This window comes from Streptomyces sp. NPDC057253 (genome assembly GCF_042669125.1).
In the GTDB taxonomy this organism is placed as follows: Bacteria; Actinomycetota; Actinomycetes; order Streptomycetales; family Streptomycetaceae; genus Streptomyces.
The window spans coordinates 19,480-37,685 of sequence record NZ_JBHUXV010000077.1 but is presented as its reverse complement, the minus strand read 5'-3'; the positions used below and the strand labels follow the sequence as shown (position 1 = coordinate 37,685).

At 69.5% G+C, this 18,206-nt stretch carries 18 protein-coding genes and 2 pseudogenes; 5 read left to right on the top strand and 15 right to left on the bottom strand.

Annotation, left to right across the window (positions count from 1 at the left end; translation table 11 throughout):
- Positions 1 to 94 precede the first annotated feature (94 nt).
- Both ACFULQ_RS32815 and ACFULQ_RS32810 read left to right on the top strand, forming a co-directional pair.
- The gene (locus ACFULQ_RS32815) at positions 95 to 706 is read left to right on the top strand and encodes a TetR/AcrR family transcriptional regulator (protein ID WP_383550981.1); all 612 of its coding nucleotides are present in this window, start codon (positions 95 to 97) and stop codon (positions 704 to 706) included.
- A 326-nt stretch (positions 707 to 1,032) separates the two neighbouring features.
- Positions 1,033 to 1,326, top strand: a complete 294-nt coding sequence (locus tag ACFULQ_RS32810) for a zinc-binding dehydrogenase (protein ID WP_383550979.1) — start codon at positions 1,033 to 1,035, stop codon at positions 1,324 to 1,326.
- A 114-nt stretch (positions 1,327 to 1,440) separates the two neighbouring features.
- On the opposite strand, the gene ACFULQ_RS32805 is transcribed toward ACFULQ_RS32810, so the two are convergent.
- The 7 genes and pseudogenes from ACFULQ_RS32805 to ACFULQ_RS32775 all read right to left on the bottom strand — a co-directional run bounded on the left by ACFULQ_RS32805 (position 1,441) and on the right by ACFULQ_RS32775 (position 4,449).
- Positions 1,441 to 1,578 (bottom strand): hypothetical protein, encoded by a 138-nt coding sequence (locus tag ACFULQ_RS32805; RefSeq protein WP_383550977.1) that lies wholly within the window; start codon positions 1,576 to 1,578, stop codon positions 1,441 to 1,443.
- Positions 1,575 to 2,072 carry a hypothetical protein gene (locus ACFULQ_RS32800; RefSeq protein WP_383550975.1) on the bottom strand — a complete coding sequence of 166 codons (498 nt, stop codon included), beginning with the start codon at positions 2,070 to 2,072 and terminating at the stop codon, positions 1,575 to 1,577. Before ACFULQ_RS32800 ends, ACFULQ_RS32805 begins: the two co-directional genes overlap by 4 nt.
- Before the next feature lie 70 nt (positions 2,073 to 2,142).
- Complete coding sequence (locus tag ACFULQ_RS32795; protein WP_383550973.1) at positions 2,143 to 2,433, bottom strand: DUF6510 family protein; 291 nt, start codon at positions 2,431 to 2,433, stop codon at positions 2,143 to 2,145.
- 10 nt (positions 2,434 to 2,443) lie between these two features.
- Positions 2,444 to 3,118, bottom strand: a complete 675-nt coding sequence (locus ACFULQ_RS32790; protein WP_383550971.1) for an FAD-binding oxidoreductase — start codon at positions 3,116 to 3,118, stop codon at positions 2,444 to 2,446.
- Positions 3,119 to 3,173: 55 nt separating this feature from the next.
- Entirely contained in the window at positions 3,174 to 3,767 is a 594-nt protein-coding gene (locus tag ACFULQ_RS32785) for a molybdopterin-dependent oxidoreductase (RefSeq protein ID WP_383550969.1), read from the bottom strand.
- 60 nt (positions 3,768 to 3,827) lie between these two features.
- Positions 3,828 to 4,008: pseudogene (locus ACFULQ_RS32780) on the bottom strand (IS5/IS1182 family transposase); the annotation flags it as partial.
- Positions 4,009 to 4,170: 162 nt separating this feature from the next.
- Positions 4,171 to 4,449: a hypothetical protein gene (locus ACFULQ_RS32775; protein ID WP_383550967.1), complete on the bottom strand. Its 279-nt coding sequence runs from the start codon at positions 4,447 to 4,449 to the stop codon at positions 4,171 to 4,173.
- 270 nt (positions 4,450 to 4,719) lie between these two features.
- On the opposite strand from ACFULQ_RS32775, the gene ACFULQ_RS32770 reads away from it, so the two are divergent.
- Positions 4,720 to 6,006: a helix-turn-helix domain-containing protein gene (locus ACFULQ_RS32770; protein ID WP_383550965.1), complete on the top strand. Its 1,287-nt coding sequence runs from the start codon at positions 4,720 to 4,722 to the stop codon at positions 6,004 to 6,006.
- A 205-nt stretch (positions 6,007 to 6,211) separates the two neighbouring features.
- On the opposite strand, the gene ACFULQ_RS32765 is transcribed toward ACFULQ_RS32770, so the two are convergent.
- Together ACFULQ_RS32765 and ACFULQ_RS32760 are read right to left on the bottom strand one after the other, a co-directional pair.
- Complete coding sequence (locus ACFULQ_RS32765; RefSeq protein ID WP_383550963.1) at positions 6,212 to 7,003, bottom strand: DUF4239 domain-containing protein; 792 nt, start codon at positions 7,001 to 7,003, stop codon at positions 6,212 to 6,214.
- 731 nt (positions 7,004 to 7,734) lie between these two features.
- On the bottom strand, positions 7,735 to 8,448 hold the full coding sequence (locus ACFULQ_RS32760) for a TetR/AcrR family transcriptional regulator (protein ID WP_383550961.1): 714 nt from the start codon (positions 8,446 to 8,448) through the stop codon (positions 7,735 to 7,737).
- 129 nt (positions 8,449 to 8,577) lie between these two features.
- Between ACFULQ_RS32760 and ACFULQ_RS32755 the strand changes: the two genes are divergently transcribed.
- Positions 8,578 to 9,252 carry an SDR family NAD(P)-dependent oxidoreductase gene (locus tag ACFULQ_RS32755; protein WP_383550959.1) on the top strand — a complete coding sequence of 225 codons (675 nt, stop codon included), beginning with the start codon at positions 8,578 to 8,580 and terminating at the stop codon, positions 9,250 to 9,252.
- Positions 9,253 to 9,751: 499 nt separating this feature from the next.
- Here ACFULQ_RS32755 and ACFULQ_RS32750 read toward each other — a convergent pair whose 3' ends face one another.
- Positions 9,752 to 10,729 carry a CU044_5270 family protein gene (locus ACFULQ_RS32750; protein WP_383550957.1) on the bottom strand — a complete coding sequence of 326 codons (978 nt, stop codon included), beginning with the start codon at positions 10,727 to 10,729 and terminating at the stop codon, positions 9,752 to 9,754.
- Positions 10,726 to 11,322, bottom strand: coding sequence for an RNA polymerase sigma factor (locus tag ACFULQ_RS32745; protein ID WP_383550955.1), 597 nt, complete (start codon positions 11,320 to 11,322; stop codon positions 10,726 to 10,728). Before ACFULQ_RS32745 ends, ACFULQ_RS32750 begins: the two co-directional genes overlap by 4 nt.
- A 582-nt stretch (positions 11,323 to 11,904) precedes the next feature.
- On the opposite strand from ACFULQ_RS32745, the gene ACFULQ_RS32740 reads away from it, so the two are divergent.
- Complete coding sequence (locus tag ACFULQ_RS32740) at positions 11,905 to 12,891, top strand: hypothetical protein (protein ID WP_383550953.1); 987 nt, start codon at positions 11,905 to 11,907, stop codon at positions 12,889 to 12,891.
- Between the two features lie 149 nt (positions 12,892 to 13,040).
- Here the strand turns inward: ACFULQ_RS32740 and ACFULQ_RS32735 are convergent, their stop codons facing one another.
- The 4 genes and pseudogenes from ACFULQ_RS32735 to ACFULQ_RS32720 all read right to left on the bottom strand — a co-directional run bounded on the left by ACFULQ_RS32735 (position 13,041) and on the right by ACFULQ_RS32720 (position 18,148).
- The gene (locus ACFULQ_RS32735; protein ID WP_383550951.1) at positions 13,041 to 13,505 is read right to left on the bottom strand and encodes a DUF5990 family protein; all 465 of its coding nucleotides are present in this window, start codon (positions 13,503 to 13,505) and stop codon (positions 13,041 to 13,043) included.
- Between the two features lie 8 nt (positions 13,506 to 13,513).
- Positions 13,514 to 13,687 (bottom strand): annotated as a pseudogene (gene merB / locus ACFULQ_RS32730) (organomercurial lyase); the annotation flags it as partial.
- A gap of 172 nt (positions 13,688 to 13,859) precedes the next feature.
- Positions 13,860 to 17,879, bottom strand: coding sequence for a trypsin-like peptidase domain-containing protein (locus ACFULQ_RS32725; RefSeq protein WP_383550949.1), 4,020 nt, complete (start codon positions 17,877 to 17,879; stop codon positions 13,860 to 13,862).
- Positions 17,855 to 18,148 carry a CU044_2847 family protein gene (locus ACFULQ_RS32720; RefSeq protein ID WP_383550947.1) on the bottom strand — a complete coding sequence of 98 codons (294 nt, stop codon included), beginning with the start codon at positions 18,146 to 18,148 and terminating at the stop codon, positions 17,855 to 17,857. Before ACFULQ_RS32720 ends, ACFULQ_RS32725 begins: the two co-directional genes overlap by 25 nt.
- Positions 18,149 to 18,206: the final 58 nt, after the last annotated feature.

The following is an 18,206-nucleotide window of genomic DNA, read 5'->3' as shown; positions in this document are numbered from 1 at the left end:
AAGCGGACAGCTGTCCGCTATTGGCCCCGAACGTAGTGGACAACTGTCCGGTTCTCAAGGACCGCTTTCGGACACAAGCCGGCGAGGAGGACGAGTGCGGCAGAGCAACGACCCGCACCTGCGCTCGGACGCGCAACGCAACCGCGAACGCATTCTGGAAGTGGCCCTCACCGAGCTTTCCCGGGCCGCCAACACCCCGCTGAGCACGATCGCCAAGAAGGCGGGCGTCGGCCAGGGCACGTTCTACCGGAACTTCCCCAACCGCGAGACGCTCGTCCTCGAGCTGTACCGCCACGGAGTACAGCAGATCGCCGACTCCGCATCCGAGTTGCTGGAAACCATGGAACCCGACCGTGCACTCCGGGCATGGATGGACCACCTCGCCCGGTTCGCGATGACCAAGGCCGGCCTGGCGGAGGCGATCCGCCAAGCCCTGAGCACCTCGACCGTCAAGGCGGCAAAACCGGGCCACACCCCGGTGACCGAGGCTGCCGGCCTCCTCCTCCACGCCTGCGAGGAGGCCGGCGCGATCCGCCCCGGCGTCACCGCCGACGACTTCATGCTGGCCATCGCCGGCCTGTGGCAACTCGCGCCGCACGATGACTGGCAGCCGCAGGCGACGCGCCTGCTGGACATCGTCATGGACGGACTTCGCACGGGGGCACCCGGACGTCAGGGTTCCTCCGGCCGATCAAGCCGAGGGTAGGCACCAGCGCCTCGTGACACGGTGCGGCCCGTGTGCCGCAGTTGCTGTTGCCGCCCGGGAACCGCCCCAGCTCTGTAGGCAGGGCGGCGCCGTTCTCGATCTCCTCTGATGCCAGTCCGTGATGTCGAGCAGCAGCCCGTCCAGAGGCCCACCGAACGCAGCGTGTCGGTGCGCGGCCCAGGGTCAGACCTGGCGCCAGGAACGCAGCCTCTCGGCGATGCCGTACGAGTCCAGCCGCAGGCCCCGGATGGCGTAGATCAGTTCCCGCCAGAGCTCGAACTTCGTGTCCACGCGTTCTCCTTCTCGACGACATCGGTGCTGTCGACGTGGTCTTCGATGTCCTCGGCGCTGACGTCCAAAGGCGCTCGGCGAGAATCATCCGGCCTGGCGGGACGCTGGTGACGGTGGTCGGGCCTGTTGAGGCTCGCCCTGTCGACAGCCTGGCGGTCGACTTCGTCGTCGAGTCCGTTCCGAGCCAGCTGGTGGAGATCGTCGACCGGGTGCGAGACGGGCGCCTTCGCACGCACATCGGAACCGTCGCGACCCTCGCCGACGCCGTCCCTGCGCTCAACCCGATCGAGCGGCGCAAGGGCAAGACCGTTATTCGCGTGCGCCCCTGAGCACCTTGGAATGGGCCAACAGCGGTGGTGACGACCGCCGACCTGCCCGGTGTCGGACTTGACTCGCAGAGCCCGCTTCGGCCCGGAGTGACGGTCCCTCGTTGCCCTGGTGTGTCAGCGTTCCCGCTGTCCTTCGATGCAGGCTCCACCGGTCGTGCGCTCCTGATCGACCTGGGCACGGAACGCGGCCTCCTCCTTGCCCGCCGTCACCGCTCCGTCGAGCACAGCGTCGATGTCAGGTTCCGGGATCACCACCCCACCAGAGTCGTCGGCAAAGACGCCCTGCCCCGGGTGCACGCCCACCCCGCGACCACGATCGGCACGTTCGCCTGGTACGGCGTGATCACATCACCGCCCCGTCGCACGGCCTCCGCGGAACAGTAGGCCGCGAAGGGACGAGACTGCAGCTGGGCGCAGTCTCGCAGCCATGCGTCGGTGAGCACACCGGCCAGGCCGTAGCGCGCCAGCTGGGAAAGCTTGGTGCCGCCGCCGAGGGAGACGTCGCGGTGGCCATTGCTCGCCAGTACCAGCACCTTGCCCCGGGCATCGTCGGATTTGACGCCCACCGCCTGTTGGAACAGAGCGCCGAAGGTGCGGGTCTCGGGGCCCACCATCACCGAACAGGAGGGGAGGCAGGAGATCGGGACCGCCGGCCCGAACAGGACCCGGCCTGGTCGCAGTGACGAGGTCGTGAAGGTGTGTGGCACCGATGGATTCGTCCGAGGGCGTCGACTATGTCCGCGCATGCCAGCGACCGGGCCGCCCGAGCACGCCGCTCGGCCACCGCCTCTCAGTCTTCGCCCAGCGGGGCGGGGCTCACGGCAGCCCCAAGGTACGGATCGACATCAGGGTGAGCTGGAGCCGGCGTGGTCGGTCGACGAGCAGCACCTCGCACGCTGAGCACCCCGGACAGCGCACCACCATGCCGGGACAGCGCAGATAGACCCTGGTCTCGGCGACGAGGTGCCGATCCCCGCACTCGGCACACTCCAGGACGATCGTGGTTGCGTCCCGGCCCAGAGCCAGGGACATCGCCCCGGCGACGGCGTTGCCGTCCACATAGCCGTCCTCCGGGGGCACGGAGAGGAGGTCTTCCTCTGCGTTCACTGCGGGCCTCCTATCCGAACCTCTCGGTCCTCAGCAAGTCGGCGTCCAAGCCGGCGCCGATCAGTGCGCGGGCGGCTTCCTCGACGAAGGCGGTCGGGCCGCATACGTATGCCCGCAGCCGCGGCTCGCGAACGCCACCCGGACGAAGCAGCGCGCTCAGCTGCTCGGCTCTCAGCCGGCCGTGCTCGAACCCGGCCGCGCGTTGACGGGTCAGGTGGATGGTGTTCTTCGGCCCGTTGGGACTGCGCAGCTCGTCGGCGAAGATGACCCGGTCTGCGGTGCGCGCGGAGTACACGAGTCGCACCTCAGTGTCGTGAGCGCGGGCGGCCCGCCAGATGGCGCGCATCGGCGCGATGCCGGAGCCGCCGGCGACCAGGAGCAGCGGTGCGTCGTCGCCGGGCTGCCAGACGAAATAGCCCCCCACCGGTCCCATGACCTCCAGGGCATCACCGTCGGTGGCGATGTCGACCAGGTATGGAGATACTTCGCCGTCGTCCACGCGTTCCACGGTGATCTGCGGCGCCTCCCCGGGCGCGGAGGACAGCGAGTAGCTTCGGGTGGCCTGGTATCCGTCCTCGGCGGTGAGCCGGACGTCGATGTGCTGGCCGGCGACATGCCCCGGCCAGCCGGCGACGGCGAGCCGGACGCTGCGCGCCGAGGCGCTCTCACGCGTCGTTCCGGCCACAGTGGCGGCTCGCCAGCCGTGAACGGGGGGCACCCGCGGTGGCATGGCTGAAGGGTCAGTCACCGTAGTAGCGCTGTTCGAGGAACGGGTCACCGCGGTGGTGGTAGCCGGCGTTCTCCCAGAACCCCAGCTCGTCCTCGGGCATCACCCGGATCCCGCGCAACCACTTGGCGGACTTCCACAGATACAGGTGTGGCACCAGCAGCCGGACCGGCCCGCCGTGCTCGGCCGGGATCGGACTGCCCTCGTAGCCCACCGCGACCATCGCGTCGCGGTTCACCAAGTCCTCCACCGGGACGTTCGTGGTGTAGCCGCCGTACGAGGACACCAGCGCGTAGGGCTCGTCGGCCACCCCTGCGTCCTCCAGCACGGCCGCCACCGGAACGCCCTGCCAGGTCGTCCCCAGCTTGGACCAGTGCGTGACGCAGTGAATGTCGGTGGTCAGGTCCACCACGCCCAGCTCGCGCAGGGATGCCCACGTGTAGGTTCTCTCCGTGGTCCCGTCGGTGACCACCAGCTCCCACGCGCGGGGCGGTACGTGCTGGGTCGGGCCCGCCGTGAGGACCGGGAAGTCGCTGGTGACGAACTGCCCCGGCGGGACGGCGCCTTCCGTGCGTCGAGGACGTCCCGTGAATCCGCGCGTGACCATGTGCGCTCACCACCCATCGTCTGGGCAGCGTAACCCAACGTGAGAATTCTCGCGGCCCTAGCGGCGAGGCAGGACGACGAACCCGCTCGCGTCCTTCGGCCGGCTGACCGTCTTCAAGGTCAGGCCCAGCCAGGTCTTCGACCAGGTCACGAGCTGTCCGGCGTAGGCGGAGTCGGCCCAGGCGAGCGTGATCTCAGGGGGGCGTCAGCCGCAGCCGGAACAAGACCTCCTTCGCCGCTGAGCGCCTCCACGGTTGGCGGCCGGGTGGCGCCGGGCGACGGCGTCACCAGCGGCTGGGGCGCTAAGGGGACACCTCAGCCGGCCAGAGGCTGAAGCCGGGCAATAACCTCAGCCGTCGGCGGGCCGGCCGGTCGGGCTGGGCGTGCGGTCCGTCGCGAGCGGATCAGGTCGGCGCCCTGCGCAGGTCTTCGGTGGTACTGAGGGGTGACAGCTCGGTGCCCTCGTGGCGAGCGTGTTGTCGCAGTTCCTCGATCAGGGTGACGGGCAGCGGATCGGGCCGGAACGGGCCTCGGTGGGTGTGCCGGCGCGTCAGGGCGGCGTACATCGCCTCCTCGTCCGCGTCCGGCCGTAGATGCGAACCCCAGCGGACGGTCGCCAGGTGCCAGGGGGCGGCCGTGTCCGGGAAGACCCGAACCCAGGGCAGGAAGCCGAGATGCCGCATGGCGATCCGCGTTGAACAAGGCGGCGCCGCAGCCTATGACCAGCTCCCGTCCGGCGGGATCGGTAACCGGAAGGCGGCGAGAGGTGTCGGCGTGCAACTGCAGCTCGCCGTTGTGGCTGACGAAGTGCCAGGGCTGGGTGTTGTAGAGGGAAGGTGCCATGACGGCAGCGCGGACCAGGTAGTAGGACGCGGGACCGGTGGGCGAGCACAGAGCGGCCATGGCCGGTACCGCCGTTCCGTCGTCGGATTCGTTCTCGTCGGCGCGCATCCGTGAGGCGGCCGCCGTGCAACTCCCTGCGCACCGGCGCACCCCGGCCCGGGCCCGCCGCACGCCCGGCGGCTCACGGTCCGTCGGTCGGCGACGACCTGTGCGCCGAAATCGCCAAGGACATCCAGGACGGGGCGCGGGACCTGGCCCGGCTGCTGCCGTCGTTCGACGGGGAGGAACCCCTGCGGCAGATCGCCCAGTTGCAGGAGCAGTTGGACGGCCTGACCGCGGCCGTCGTGGGGCGCGCCCGCTACCGGCGCGTGACCTGGGCGAGTGTCAGCACCATCCTGCGCATCAGCGAGGACACCGTCCGCCACCGCTACACCGAGCGCTACATCCTGCGCCGCCTGGCCCGCTTCAACCGCTCCGAGACCATGCTGACCACGCTCGCGGGCCTCCCCGGCAGCACCGCCTCCCCCGACACCCCCGCCGACAGCGAGACCGCCGCAGAAACCGGCGATGCGGGCAGCGACCGCGGCGACAGTCCCGAACAGCAGTCCGCCCCGATCGCGTCCTCCGGCGCGGCCTACAACCGCCTCTCCCCCATCCTGTCCATGCTGATCCGCACCGCACAGCTCACCAACAAGGACATCGCGGCCCAACTCGGCTTCTCCGCCTCGTTCCTCTCCGGGATCCTGTCCGGTGAACGCGTCCCCACCTGGGCGCTGACCCGCAAGTTCGCCCAGGCCTGCGGCGCCGACCCGGCGGTCCTGCGCACCATGTGGGAATCCGAGAAGCTCAGCGAGAAACACCGCGAACCGGACCCCGATCTCAGCGAAGTCCCCCGGCCGGCCGCCGAACGGCTCCGCTCCGCCATCCACACCCTGCACCTGCGCGCCGGACGTCCCACCCCCACCGACATCACCGTCGCCAGCCGCTGGCTCCTGCCCGCCAGCGCCGTCGCCTCCCGCCTGGAAGCCACCGCGCTGCCGCACCCCGAGATCCTGGAAACCTACGTCCACGTCCTGGGCGGCGACACCGACCACTTCACCCAGCTCCTTCACGACGCCCACCGCGAAGCCAGCCAGGATTCAGCGCTAGTGAACACCCCCAACCGACACCGACCCGCCGACCGCGCCCGAGCCCGTCGGCGCGGACGCCGTCATCAGGACCCTCAGCAAAGTCCTCACCGAGGACCGCACCGGCGAAGAAGGCCGCGCCCGCCTCCGAACAAACGCGCCAAGCAGCACCTCCCGCCCCATGCCCTGGTCCGGCCACGCCCCCTCACCGCCGTCGCCGAGGCATGGCTCCCCGACCGCCTGGCCCCGGTGCCGTTCAACCCGCGATGAACACCCCCGGTCCAACGCCTACACCATGAGGGTGCTGTTCCTGACCGCTCAGAGCTGTGCCGGTGCGACGGTGTGGCGTACACCGCGTGACCTGCACGGCAGGGTGCTCGTTCATCTGCTCCGTAGGGAACGTCATCGACCACACCGCCGACGCGCTGCTGTCCGCCCACTGACAGATTCCGCCCGCCACCGCCCCGTCACCGCGTCACTTGACCCAGTACTGGGCAAGCGCACCCTCCCGGTACGGGGCGGGGCTGACGTCGAGGTCGCCGGCGAAGGGGCGGTCCAGGACGACGACCAGGAGCAGGCTGAACCCGACGAGGGCGGCGACCGAAGCGACGAACAGCATCTGGACCCGCCGTTTGCGCAGGCCGTAGAGGAAGGTCAGCGGGACCAGGACGAGTGCGCCGCCGAACGCCAATACCTGGAGCAGTACGGGGAGTTCCTGGCGGGCCATGGTGATGCGGGCACGCCGCTGCGTGGCGACGTCGTCGAGGTGAGCAACGGCCTGTTCGTAGAAGACCTGCTCCCGCTCGGTTGCCGGTTCGTATGCCTGCAGTGTCTGGTAGGCGGCCCGCAGATGAGTCTCGGTCGCCCCGTAACTGGGGTTCCCCTCCCGCATGCGGGGCCACTGGTCCTCGACGACCGCGTGGACGTAACCGCTCAGGGCGGAGTCGAGGCGGGCATGCACCGGCGGCGGGAACGCGGCGGCGTCGCGGGCGATGAGCGCCGTGTCAGTGGCCTCCGAGGCGACGATGGTCTGAGTCTCCTCCACCTGCGTCCACAGCGTGACGATCACGAATGCGAGGATGATCCCGTAGATCGCACCGAACATCCCCAGCGTCACACCGACCATGTCGTTGTGCTCCCCTTGGGCCAGCGAGGGGTATCTGCGCCGCAACAGCACACTGCCGGCGACGGCCAGCACCACCGTCCCGCCCACGGTGATGACGGCCAGCGTGAAGGTACTGAAATGGTTGAGCAGCCACAGCGACATGAACGCGGAGTCTAGGCCGGGCACAACAGCTCAAAACCGCATGCATGCAAGCAACTGCGGGCCTACGCGGAGAAGTTCACCCCACCGAGTGAGGGGCCAGAGCCCGATACCGGAAGGGCGTCTGGGCTGCAGGGGGAATCGAACTCGGCGGTGGTGACCCGCCCTGACCAGGAGGGCGGGCCTGCTTCATACCGGCATAAACGATCTTTCCTGCGCGCTGTCACCGGGTCGCGCCCGACGGCGTGGTTGTTTTTCCTCACACCAAACGCAACTGCCGTCGGGGGCCAGCCCCTTACGCTCCGTCGACACCCACCGCGGCACCGCTGGTACTCCAGTCGCGTCAATGACGCGTGTCCGCGTCGCTGGTAGTGGTGTCGGCGGGCGGTGTGCTGGTGACTTCGTCGCTGGCGTGAGCGGCGTAGCTGAGCACAGGACGCCTCCTTCAGCTTCCGTTCGTGGCCGAGCGCGGTGGCTGTCGTGCTTGGTTCCGGAACTGTGCGGGTGATGAGCCGACCACGCGGCGGAACGCGGTGCTGAACGCGCTCTCGGACAGGTTGCCAGGTAGAGGTCCTCCTCGGACTCCGGACCGATCTGCACGAGCCCGTCTGCGGCACCCGCCAACACCGGCTCCGCAGGGCATGGGCTTGCGTCGGGTGTGCCGGCCAGCACATAGGGCGGCGGGTTGCCCAGCATGAAGGTGTCACCCTCCTGCAGGAGCACCGGTCGCTGGTTCAGCGTCGATTTCCAGTCTCGGGGGCGGTGGCGCTCTGGCTGGCGCGGCGCATGGCCTCGTACAGCGCAGCATCGTCCGGCGGGTCCGGCAGTGGGCCGCGGGCCGGGGCCTGGAAGGACTGGATCATCCAGGCGACCAGGCGGCGCCAGGCATCCGGGGCGGCATCGGCAGTGGCGCTCAGGACTCCGGCGTTGGCCATCAGCAGCAGCACGAGATCGCGGCTGGTGAAGTCCTCGCGCAACTGCCCGGTGTTCTTGGCGCGGCCGATGAGTTCGAGGAAGCCCTCGTACGCCTGAGCGTGGTAGCTCTCCAGCTCCGGAACGCCTGGGAAGTTCATGGTCAGGATGTCGGCGACGCCGCGGTCGGCGGCCTGCATCGCGCAGACGGTCTCGATGTAGCCGGTGAAGCCGTGCCAGGGGTCCGGATCGGCCAGGGCTGCGTCGGTGGCCTGCGCGTACGCCTTCATGCGGTCGGCGAAGACCGCGGCGAGCAGGTCTTCCTTGCGGGGGAAGTGGCGGAAGAGGGTGGCGATCCCGACCCCGGTCTCGCGTGCGACTGAGGCCATCGACGCGTTCAGCCCGTCGCGCCCGAAGACCGTTCGCGCGGCGGCGATGATCCGCCCCCGGTTGCGCTCCGCGTCGCTGCGCTTGGACTGACCTGCGGAAACAGTCGCGTCGACACTGGCTTCGGTGTGCGGATTTCGAGGGCTCATGACGTCAGACTAGCAAACCGGAATGCCTTATCCGATTCTCGTGTTACGGTGGACAGAGAAACGGATAGGGCTTTCCGGAAGAGAAACGGATAGCCCTATCCGAAGCTCCCTTCCACGAAAGGTTCCCTCATGCCCACCATCGCCATCGTCGGTGCCGGCCCTCAGCTCGGTCTCGCCATCGCCCGCACCTACGGCACCCACGGCTACGACGTCGCACTGATCGCCCGCAACCGGGCCAAGCTTGAAGCCCTTGTCGGCGATCTGGCCGCCGAGGGCATCACCGCTGCCGCCTTCCCCGCCGACGTCCTCGACCGCCCCGCCCTCACCCAGGCGCTCAAGGATGCAGCTACGCATTTCGGCGGCATCGACGTCCTGGAGTACTCCCCGGTCGGCGGCCTCCAGACCGTCATGACCACCCCGGACGCCACCGAGCCGGCCGACGTGCAGCACGAGATGGAGTTCCAGCTCTACGGAGCGATCGCCGCTACCCGTGCGGTGCTGCCCGCCATGCGGGAGGCCGGTGCGGGCACCCTGCTGTTCACCACCGGCGCCGGCTCCGTCGACCCCGTGCCGCAGGTCGCCAACGTCAACGCCGCCGCCGCGGCGCTGCGCAACTGGGTGATCAACCTGCACAAGGAGCTGGACGGCACCGGTGTCCAGGCGGCGCACGTTGCCATCAACGTGTCGATCGGCACGCCGGCGATCCCCGGATTCCCGACCGCCCAGCCCGAGGAGATCTCCCCGGTCTACTGGGACCTGCACACCACCAGGCGTGACCAGGCCGAACGGGTCTTCAGTCTCTGAAGCCCTTCAAGCACCCGTCCTCCTGGCCCCCTGGTACCTACGCCGCGCACATCGTCATCAACACCCGGCCCGGGGGCGGCCCCGAAAGCATTCCCTCCGGGCCGCCCCCAACCAGGTCGCGCGCCTTTGCCCGGACCCGCCCGAGGTGCGCGAGCCGATCTCCGACTGGGCAATCTCACGGTCCTCCGGCTCGCAGTTCCTCCGACCCGCTGCGGCCGTGTGTCCTGCTCGGCGCGGAGGGCGCCATCGTCACCCCGGTCCGGCCGGACTGCGGCCGAAATGGCGCGAGATGGACCGTACGCGTGGGCGGGGTGCTCTCAAGCCGCACTCCAAGGAAGACTCCACACGAGACAGCGCCAATGCAACGACATGACGCCTGCGGAAGGGGAACGAAGAACCCGGTTGCCTCACGCCCATGAGGCTGTGAACGCGGCGGCTCGGAGTCGTCGGTTTGACGACGAGAGGCGCCCGGTGTCGCACCGTGTGCCCGTCGCGGTGCTCAGGGGTGGGCGCCGGGCTTGTTGACGACGCCCCAGGCCGCGCGGGCGCTGACCGTCTCCCCGTCATTGCGGGTCTCCCCGAGGTAGGCGTAGCTCTCGGGATCGAAAAAGATCTCCTGTTTGCCCTGCCAGCCCGAGGACGTCTCCTCGTCGTAGTTCACACTCACGCCGATCGCCGCGCGGCCGAGCGGGTCCTTGACGCCGGTCGTCACCCGCGCGCCGGGAATCTTCGCGAGAGCCCGGAACAGGCCTGCCTGGACTTTCGGCGGGATCAGCACCGACCGGTACAGGACGTCGATCTCCCGCCAGTCGCGCTGTGCGCGCGTCTCCCCGTTGATGGAGCCGATGGCGTGCTCCTCGCGGATGCGCTTCATCATGCGGTCGGGGTCGCTCGGCAAGGTGGCGAGGAAACGGTAGAACTGCCGCTGGGAGCGGTCGTCGTACCCCTCCCGCTTCCACTTCTCCTCCTGGTTGGGGCCGTACCAGACCTGGAGCTCGTCGGGGTCGAAGTCCGAGATGTCACCAGCCGGCGGAATGCCGGGCAGATTGGCCTGTCCAGTGCCGTCCCAGCGGGTCCACTCCTGGCTGCTTTGCGGCTTGCCCTGGACGAAGACGGTGTTCTTCTCGTACACCCACTGCTTCGGGCCGGGTTCGGTGCCGTCGTGCTTCTCGACGGTCGCGGCAGCCAGTTCGAGGGCGTCGGCGGAGGCGCCCGCCGACAGCACGTGGGGGCGCTTCCCGGCGGGGGCGCGGGAGCTGTCCTCGGGCAGGGCCGCGACGATCCCGGCGGTCACGGCAAGGGCCCCTGCGGTGGCGGCGCCGGCCAGGATCATCCGGCGCCTGGGACGGGCTGCCCGTCCGCGGTGGGTCTCCTGCCGGAGCGCCGCGGTAAGCCGGGCCCGCGGCGCGGCGAGCCGGTCGGCGTCGGGAAGGGGGGCGTCGGCGCGCAGGCCGCGGGTTTCGGATAGCTCGTTCATGCGGGGTCACCTTCGTGTATGCGAGCTTCGGCGAGGGGGCCACCGGCCGCGCCGGTTGCGGTGCGCAGCTTGCGGCGGGCGCGGTTGAGGCGGGAGCGGACGGTGCCGACGGGAATGCCGAGGGCTTCGGCGATCTCCTGGTAGCTGAAGTCGGCCCAGGCGAAGAGCAGCAGGACGTGCCGGTCACCCGCGGAGAGACGGGCCAGCGCCCCGGCCAGTGGGCGGGCGGCGGCCTCGGCAGCCAGGCGGTCGTCGGCGCAATCGGTCCAGCTGTCGGCGACCGGGTCGTGGCCGGTGCGGGCGAGCAGCTTCAGAGCCCTGACTTCCTCCCGGCGCTGCCGGCCGATCTGTTTGGCGGCGATGCCGTACAGCCAGGGCCGCGCACCGGCGCGGGCCGGGTCGAACCGGGCCCGTATCCGAAAGGCCGTCAAAAACGTTTCGGCGGTAACGTCGTCGGCTGCGTCCCGGCCCAGTCGTCGGGCGACGTACTGGTGGATCGCCGGGGCGTGACGCTCGAAGAGCGCCGCGAAACGCTCCGGTTCCGCGAGTGAGGCCGCGATGAGCTCGGCGTCGCCGCCGGCCGAGTCGGTCATGGACTGTCCGTCCGTTGGTGGGGTCGGTGGGTGTCAGGATGGCGGGTGTTCACACCCTGTACTTGCCGATCCGCGGCGAACAGGTTCACGTATGTCCGAAGCATCGCGCCCGGAGCCCTCCGGCATCACCGATTCGGTTTCAGAGGCCTGCAGTCAGAGGCTTTCGAACGGAACGGCCCCGAAGTTCAAGGAAGTCACGAGACCGAAGCTGATCGCGCCCGACCAGATCGTTCGGGGCATGCCTCCGTCGTGGTCGGGGGCGACCAGTGCTGGATAGGAACAGCTCACAGGGCACTCAGCTCCGGCCTCCCATTGCGGGTTCTCAGCGCAGGGTCGCGGTGGAAGGGATGGCGCGTGACCTGGATGCCGCCGGAGCCGATAGTGGCCACGCTCACCCCGTCGCCGCAGCTCAGGGCGGGTTGGGCGGCTGAGCCCAAGTTATGGACAGCGTTGAGGTTGTCCGCCGTCCGGCAACGCACCGGGTGCGCTCGGAGAGGAAGGGCGTGGGGTGCTCGCTATGTGGCATCAGCGAGCCGTGATAGACAAGGGGCCTTTTGATCATCGATGCAGCCGGGGGCAAGCGTGGCGTCTGAGGAGTTTGTACTGGATCACGAGCTGGTCTATGAGCACGGATTCGATCCGTACGAGGGAACAGCACTCGACGTGCGCGCGGTGATCGCGAGGATGCCGCAGGAGGTCAAGGACGGGTTCCGCCTCGACGAGGTGCCCTGGGGCCGCTTCAGGCACGCTTACAGCTCGGGTGACGATGTACCCGAGCTTCTGGCGCGGCTGCGCGCCACGAACGCCGAGGTGGCCCGGAATGCGATGCGGCGCCTGTGGAGCAGCATCGTCCATCAAGGCACGGTCGGCTCCGTCGCCCCGCTGACCGTCCCCTTCCTCCTCCGCATCGTTGCCGACCCCTCGGCGCATCACCGCGCTGACACCCTCGACCTCGCCACCGCGGCCGCCCGACAGCAGCATTGGGGGCAGGGCACACGAGACACGTTCCTCAAAGTGGCCACGCAGGACTGGCTCTACGACTGCGGCGGCTACGCGATGAACTGGTCCATCGAGGCGTCACGCCTCGCCGTCACCGCCGACGCCGACCTTCTCCTGCCGCTCCTTCACGACCCGGACCCCGGTATGCGCACCTCTGCCTGCTACGCCCTGGCCACCACTTCCGGCGAAACCAGCCGCATCGCAGACGCCCTTCGCACCCGCCTGGCCGTCGAGCAGACCACCAGGGTTCGCGCGAGCCTCGTCCTGGCCGTCGCCGAACTCGCCCGCGAGCACGCCGACCCCCGTGCCGCAGACTGGGCCCGCGCCCTTTGGTCCGACCCCGCACAGCCGGCAGACGTCCGCGTGTCGGCCGCGCTCGCATGGCTCTGCCCGGTAGACGACCACGTCCCCGACGAACTGCGTACAACGCTCGACACCCTCGTCACCGATGACCTGGCCCGCACGCTCGACAACGTCCCATGGCTCACGCATGTCGACGACGAGCAAGGCCTCGCCCGCACACTCGACCAGATGCTGAACACGGCGGAACCGGCCCTAGCGCCTTACTGACCCCAGTGAACGACGACGGATCTTTGCCCCCGGACAGTGCAACAGCGCATAACCGAAGTCATGGCCAGGGTATGAGGTTGTCCGCGGCGAAGGCCCCTCGGCGCGGGTCCCGCAGACGTCTTAGACAACGTTGCGCGGGTGGCCGTTTCTCAGTTGGGCACGGCGGCGGTCCAGGTGATGGCTGGTGGCACGACCCGCGCGCACAGGGGGTTGCCGCAGGCGTCGGTAAGGCCGAGGCGCCCGACGAGCAGGCCGGTGTGCGCGGCCGAGGTGAGGGTCTCGGTGGGGACGGCATCGAGCATGAGCTTGGCGCGACGGAACATCGTGAAGGTGCCCGCCTCATCGACGGTGCCCCACGACAGGTAGAGGAACCGGCTGCCCGGGCGGCCCTGCACATAGGGGCCTTTCACGTCGGTGCCGGACGGGGACGCGGTGGTGGTGCACTCCACGGTCCAGCTCACGGTATCGGCGTTCCCGGGCTGGGGGTCGAGAAGTTCCGCTGGGCGGTCGCGGCGCTGTATGGCGACGTGGATGTTGCGGTACGGCTGGTCGCTGCCCTTGGCGGGTGGGCAGCTGAGGCCGGGCAGGTCGCCGGCATCGATACGGATGCGCATGCCGGTCATCATCCTCGCCCTTCGTCCGGCTGCGCGGGGGTGAGCAGCGGGCCGAAGACGGAGCGTCCCAGGGCTTCGGCGCGGGCCGGGTCGACGGGTTCGCCGGTGTAGTCGGGGTGGGATTGGGCCCAGCTGCGGGCGGTATGGCGGCTGGTGAAGAAGTTGAGGGCGCCGCAGGCGACGTCGCGGGGCCGGTGCTGGAGCGTGGCCGACGTAGACCATGGCGATCGTCATCTGGCTCCGAGACATCACCCAAGAGCCATCAGAAGCAACCTAGCCCACACACCTTGACCGAACAGATAAAAGCACCCCCCAGCCCCGTCCCTTGCCGGGGCCCACGGCGGGCGCCAGCGGTCAGCTCCGGTGAACGAGGTGGCGCCAGAACCGCCAGTCCTCGTCCCAGGGAATCACCGTCGCGAGGTGTGTACCCCACTCGTTGAGAACCGCGGGTTCCGGGAACCGCAGCAGCCCCACGGCGGCCCCTGCCAGCAGGCCGCACAGAATGAGCCTGCTTCCCTTTCTGCCCGCACCGCTTGCCTGGCATGCCCCGGCGTACAGCGCGGCAACGAGTACGCCGGTCACTGCGGCGTACACCCACGGCTTCCAGCTCTCGGGAGGGGCCTCGGCCGCACGCGCCACCGCGAACGCGTTGGCCGCGACCGCCACGCCGAACGGCAGGACGGCGGCGAGGGCGGCGAAGGGCAGCCTGAGGACGGCGGTCAGCACGGCGAGGAGGGCGTTCAGCACCTTCTCGATCGCCTCTCCCACGATGTCGCCGATCGCGCGCACGGGGTCGGCCGAAGGTCTCCCGATGCCTCCGACCACCTCCCGTGCGACTTCGACGAGAGCCAGGAGACGCAGGCGCGGATGAAGGCTCCGGTTCCGTACCAGCGCGGGTCTCATGCCGCTCCGGGTGCCTGGCCCGGCGACGCCAGCCGTGGCCAGACGCGCGGCGTCAAGGCGCAGCCTGGCGGGCAGGGCTTCGGTCGCGGCCAGTTGGTGCAGATGGGACTGAGCATGGGCCTGGCCCAACCGCACGATGAGATGCCGGCAATCGCCCTCGTCCAGTTCCCCGGTGGTGACCAGGGCGACGGCGGTGTCGCACCACCACGGTGACGCCCACTGCGAAGGAAGGCCCTCGGAGGTTGCCGGAGGCCACCAGGATGCCGTCGCTGTCAGCAGCTCGATGCGTGTGCGTGCGGAGTACTGCCCGTCGTGGGCGTCCTTCACCAAGGCCGTCAGTGCTGACTGAGCCCTGGCACGGGGCCCGGGGGACGGCGGCAGCAGCCCTGCGGCCGCGTACCGGTTCGTGAGCGAAGTGGAGTGATCGTCGACGACCGACAGCAGCAGGTCGGTGATGTGCCGGCTGCCTCGGACCGACACCTGCCGCAGGGCCAGCAGCCTCAGTTCGGAATTCGCGCCGTGGTCCGCCGCGGCAGCCACCAGCAACTGCTCGCGCTTCTTGGTGGACTTAATGGCCTGTGCCGCTTCGATCCGCAGGTGCACGGGCAGCCGTGCATCCTCGGCCAGCTCACCGAGCCTCGCGGCGACCTGCGGCCCACTGGACGACATGAGCAGCCTGAGCGCCCGAACGCGGTCCTCCGGGGCCAACTCGCCCCGGATCAGCTCCGCCAGAGTCCGCTCGACCGTCTCGGCATGGTGTCCTTCCAGGTGTTCGGCTGCCAGGACGCGTGCCTGAGGGGGCGCGCCGGTGTCGGTCAGACGGGTCAGGAGGGCTTCGACGCCCTGCGCGAGCTGGAGCCGCATCAGCGCCCTGGCGGCGTCGAGCCAGAGTCTCGATCGGGTGTCGGCGCTTCTCGCCATCTCCACGAGGGCCGCCGTGCCCTCAGGCTCGTCCCGGCGCACCAGTTCTTCCGCGGCCAAGAGCCGACCGGGGTCGGTGGTGTGGGCCGCCATCGCGCGCAGAGTGTCGAGACCACGGGAGTGCCCCACGTCGGCGAGGCCACGGGCCGCTTTGAGGCGACGCTCCACACTTCGGCCCCGTCGGGTGGCGTCGACGAGGATGCCGACGCCGCGATCGTCTCCCATCCGGGCCAGGGCAATCGCCGCCTCCTGATCCAGCTTGAGGGCGGCTCTGTGCAGTACAGAGATGGCCGACTCCCGCGCGGCCCTGTCGACCATCGCTCCGTCGGCGACCAGGGTGGCAATGAGGGCCGCGCCTTCCCCATGAGTCGCGAGCCTGCGGAGCGCCGATTTGAGTCCGAACTGGCCTTTGCGTCCCCAGGCGTCGATCAGGAAGCGGACCACGGAGGTCGCCGCCGGATCGGGAAAGCGGTGGCCCAGGACCCGGGACGGCCACAGCGGGTTGTGATGAAAGACCCTGCGGAACTCGATGGTGCTGAGCGTGAGCTTCTCGGCGATCCGTCGCGCGGTGAGGAACTCGGCGAACGTCTGATGGATGAAGACGAAGTCGTCGTGGCGCTGGCGCAGCAGCCCGCTGGCACGGAGGAGTTCGGGAAGCGCTTCGCCACGCATCGCATCCCACCGCTTGTTCGATACACCGGGGTGCATGATACGCATCGACCAAGCCGTCACAAGTTCGACGGCCGACCCCTCGGCGCCGTTGTGGCGCTCATGGGCGAGACGCTCGATGAAGTCGGGCAACATGTCGCGCAGCTCGGTCAGAGCCGCGACACCGGCATCTCCGTACTCGGCGCGCGCTCTGTCCCGCAGCCGGGGCCACGGGCTCTCGCGTCGCGTCCAGCGTCTGTCGTGCTGAGTCGCCTCAACGAACCTCTCGTACACCTCGCTGCGGCCTCGGGGCAGCGGCTTGTCCTCGTCCGCCTTGAACAGCTGACACAGCATGGAGGCCATCAGGGGTGTCCTGGCCGGGTCCGCCATGCCCGATATTTCCAGCCGCTTGATGAAACGACCTGCCGCAGAGCGGGGTTCGCTCACCCCCAGGGCAGCCAGCCAGCGCGCTGCGAAGTCAGAGAGCTGACGCCGGTCCAGCGGCAGAAGGTCGAAGCGCCGAAGGTCGGAGGGAAGTTCCTCGGCGGGCAGGGGACGGGTCGTCACCAGAAAGCGGAAGCGGACACCCGCATCTGTCTTCCTCAGCCCGGTGATTTCGTCGAGCAGCCTCTTGCGTGCGGCAGGGTCTCCCATCTCGTCGAGCCCGTCGACGAGAACCAGCCAGCGCGAGGTGGGCGTCGGGGGCTCGTCGAACAATTCGGGGGGCCAGCCGCCTGCCAACGGGGCCGTGCCGTCCCTACTCATGGCCTCCGCGATCGTCTTCAGAAGCTGGGTGCTGTCCAGGTCCCGGGCGTCCACGCGGACGGGAACCACGTCGTGCCAGGGCGGGCGCTCCCAGCGGGCGGCGAGTTCGGTGACGGCGTGCCGCAGGAGGCTCGACTTGCCCGCGCCGGGGGCACCGACCAGCAGGAGGTCCTCGTCGAGTCCGAACAGCTCCCCGGCGGGGATCCGCTCGTTCTCCGGGACGAGCGGTGCGACCGGTTTCTGGGAGGCCGTGTCCGGACCCGAGCCGTCCGAGCCGGAATCTTCCTGGCTTGTGTCCTCCGGGCCGACAAACGGGCTGACGTACACCAGGGACAGGGTCTTGGGAGCCTCGCCCTCGATCATCGGATACGGGTGCTGCCCGTCGGCCGAGGTCCTGGCTCTCGACAGATACTCCAGTAACAGCGGGGTCGGCCATCCGCCCGCCCTCAGCTGGTCGGCGTTCAGCCGCCGCAGCCAGTCGCCTCGGGGACCTTCCCGGCCGGCCCCCGCCGGGCAGCGCGCGAGGATCTCGGCCACCGGAACCAGATGGACGCTGCTGTCGAGGTCGGAGGTACTCAGCATGCCGCACACCGCGCCGGTACGGATGTTGATCACAGCGCTGCCGCTGTACCCCTGGCCCAAGCGCCCCTCTCCACGGGGCAACCAGGGCCCTTCCGCCCGGTCGCTGCGCAGATCCGTGCCCTGGTGGCGCAGGAGTGCGGACTGGCCGGACAGGAAGCCGCGGACCGGATGACCATACGTCCATAGAGTGTCACCGATCTCCAGCACACCCGAAGTGAGGACCTGCCGGGGGGACGGAGCGGGGGTGCCGACGGTGTCGACGACGCGCAGCAGGACGATGTCGAGGCCACCGTCCCGGTCCCGGACGTAGGACTCGGCCACAGGCGCCAGGACGACGTCCTGGCCGAGGGCGACGACTCGGCCGCGTACCCGTTCAGGCAGCGAACTCTCGTCCCGGGCGACGACATGGGCGCAGGTCGCCACCAGCCCCTCGGCGATGACGAAGCCTGTCCCGATGTCCCCGGAGGGCGGTTCGAGCCGTACGGTCGACGCTTTGAGGAGCCCTTCCCAGCCGGTCAGCGCGGCCGGGATCACGGAGTCGGCTGCCGCTCCCATTCCAGCTCCACCGTGAAGGCCGAGGAGGTACGCGCCTTGCCGAGCACGGCGACAACGGACCCCGACTCCAGAGCGAACTCACAGCCGAACTGGACCCGTACCCGCGTGGCCTCGCTCTGCCGCAGCTGTGTCACCACGGCCCGTGCGGTGCTCGTCAGCCCCTCCAGGGCCTCGTCCAGACGCTGCCCGATCCGGCCAGAGATCTCCCGCTCGCCGCCGTATCCGGCATCAAGCTCCCGTACGGCCATGTAGACATGCTGTCCGTCCATATCGAGCCTGATCAGACGATCCGAGTCGTCGTCACGTCCTCTGTCCTGCATGTTGTTC

Bases quoted from the DNA above. Each gene is read 5' to 3' on its own strand.
- ACFULQ_RS32775 (WP_383550967.1), bottom strand. From the start codon at position 4,449: ATGCGGCATCTCGGCTTCCTGCCCTGGGTTCGGGTCTTCCCGGACACG.
- ACFULQ_RS32755 (WP_383550959.1), top strand. From the start codon at position 8,578: ATGCCCACCATCGCCATCGTCGGTGCCGGCCCTCAGCTCGGTCTCGCC.
- ACFULQ_RS32720 (WP_383550947.1), bottom strand. From the start codon at position 18,148: ATGGACGGACAGCATGTCTACATGGCCGTACGGGAGCTTGATGCCGGA.
- ACFULQ_RS32725 (WP_383550949.1), bottom strand. From the start codon at position 17,879: ATGGGAGCGGCAGCCGACTCCGTGATCCCGGCCGCGCTGACCGGCTGG.
- ACFULQ_RS32760 (WP_383550961.1), bottom strand. From the start codon at position 8,448: ATGAGCCCTCGAAATCCGCACACCGAAGCCAGTGTCGACGCGACTGTT.
- ACFULQ_RS32800 (WP_383550975.1), bottom strand. From the start codon at position 2,072: ATGCGCGGACATAGTCGACGCCCTCGGACGAATCCATCGGTGCCACAC.
- ACFULQ_RS32785 (WP_383550969.1), bottom strand. From the start codon at position 3,767: ATGGTCACGCGCGGATTCACGGGACGTCCTCGACGCACGGAAGGCGCC.
- ACFULQ_RS32735 (WP_383550951.1), bottom strand. From the start codon at position 13,505: ATGCGCATCCGTATCGATGCCGGCGACCTGCCCGGCCTCAGCTGCCCA.
- ACFULQ_RS32750 (WP_383550957.1), bottom strand. From the start codon at position 10,729: ATGAACGAGCTATCCGAAACCCGCGGCCTGCGCGCCGACGCCCCCCTT.
- ACFULQ_RS32745 (WP_383550955.1), bottom strand. From the start codon at position 11,322: ATGACCGACTCGGCCGGCGGCGACGCCGAGCTCATCGCGGCCTCACTC.
- ACFULQ_RS32765 (WP_383550963.1), bottom strand. From the start codon at position 7,003: ATGTCGCTGTGGCTGCTCAACCATTTCAGTACCTTCACGCTGGCCGTC.